This is a genomic window from Rhodopseudomonas palustris, assembly GCF_003226555.1.
GTDB lineage: Bacteria > Pseudomonadota > Alphaproteobacteria > Rhizobiales > Xanthobacteraceae > Rhodopseudomonas > Rhodopseudomonas palustris_I.
In genome coordinates this window covers 1-1,408 of record NZ_QKQS01000002.1, presented here as the reverse complement: position 1 = coordinate 1,408, position 1,408 = coordinate 1, and the positions used below count along the sequence as shown (strand labels likewise).

Annotated in this window: 1 protein-coding gene and 1 pseudogene; both read right to left on the bottom strand. The window is 64.4% G+C overall.

Features of this window, described 5'->3' with window-relative positions:
* Positions 1-1,196: phosphomannomutase/phosphoglucomutase (locus tag DNX69_RS01100; RefSeq protein WP_110784149.1), on the bottom strand; the 1,196-nt coding region annotated here is incomplete at its 3' end.
* 44 nt (positions 1,197-1,240) lie between these two features.
* Positions 1,241-1,408 (bottom strand): annotated as a pseudogene (gene cpsB, locus DNX69_RS01095) (mannose-1-phosphate guanylyltransferase/mannose-6-phosphate isomerase); the annotation flags it as partial.

Below are 1,408 nucleotides of genomic sequence, written 5' to 3'. Positions count from 1 at the left end.
TGCGGCGACATCGTTGGCGACGACCAGGTCTTCGGCAGCGCGTCTTTCAGTTGCGACATCGACTTGCCCGGCGCGCGGTCGAGCATCTCGCAGATCGCGATCGCCGAGACCAGGCCATCGTCGTAGCCGCGGCCGAGCGGCGCATTGAAGAAGAAGTGGCCGGACTTCTCGAAGCCCGCGAGCGCCTTGCTCTCGTTGGTGCGGCGCTTCATGTAGGAGTGGCCGGTCTTCCAATATTCGGTCTGGGCTCCCTGCGCTTGCAGCACCGGATCGGTCGCGAACAGGCCGGTCGATTTGACGTCGACGACGAAGCGCGCGTTCGGATGGATCGCCGACATGTCGCGCGCCAGCATCACGCCGACCTTGTCGGCGAAGATCTCCTCGCCGGTGTCGTCGACCACGCCGCAGCGGTCGCCGTCGCCGTCGAAGCCGAGGCCGAGATCGGCGTTGTGCTGCAGTACCGCGTCGCGGATCGCGTGCAGCATCTCCATGTCTTCTGGGTTCGGATTGTATTTCGGGAAGGTGTGGTCGAGCTCGGTGTCGAGCGGGATCACCTCGCAGCCGATCGCTTCCATCACCTGCGGCGCGAACGCGCCGGCGGTGCCGTTGCCGCAGGCCACCACCACCTTGAGCTTGCGCTTCAGCCTGGCGTGCTTGGTCAGATCGGCGATGTAGCGTGCCGGGAAGTTCGGATGAAACACATACGAGCCGGCACCCTGCTTGAAGGCGGCGCCGAGCACGATCTCCTTCAGCCGGTTCATCTCGTCGGGACCGAAGGTGAGCGGCCGGTTGGCGCCCATCTTGACCCCGGTCCAGCCGTTGTCGTTGTGCGAGGCGGTGACCATCGCGACGCACGGCACGTCGAGCTCGAACTGCGCGAAATACGCCATCGGCGTCACCGCGAGGCCAATGTCGTGCACCTTGCAGCCCGACGCCATCAAACCGGCGATCAGCGCGTATTTGATCGACGCCGAATAGCTCCGGAAATCATGCCCGGTGACGATTTCCTGCGGCCGGCCGAGCTCGGCGATCAGCGTGCCGAGCCCCATGCCCAGCGCCTGCACGCCCATCAGGTTGATCTCCTGGCCGAACAGCCAGCGCGCGTCGTATTCGCGGAAGCCGGTCGGCTTCACCATCGGCTCGGATTCGTAGGCGTAGGTGTTGGCCGTCAGAAGCGGCTGCGGCGTCGGAAACATCGGCGGACTTTCGTAAACAGTGGGCTGGGACTGACGGCGGCCGTTCAGGTTCGGCGATAGTCGTCGTCGAACCGGATGATGTCGTCTTCGCCGAGATAGCTGCCGGTCTGCACTTCGATCAGTTCGAGCATGATCTTGCCGGGGTTCTCCAGCCGGTGCGTCGCGCCGATCGGAATGTAGATCGACTCGTTCTCGTGGATGGTCTTGACCAG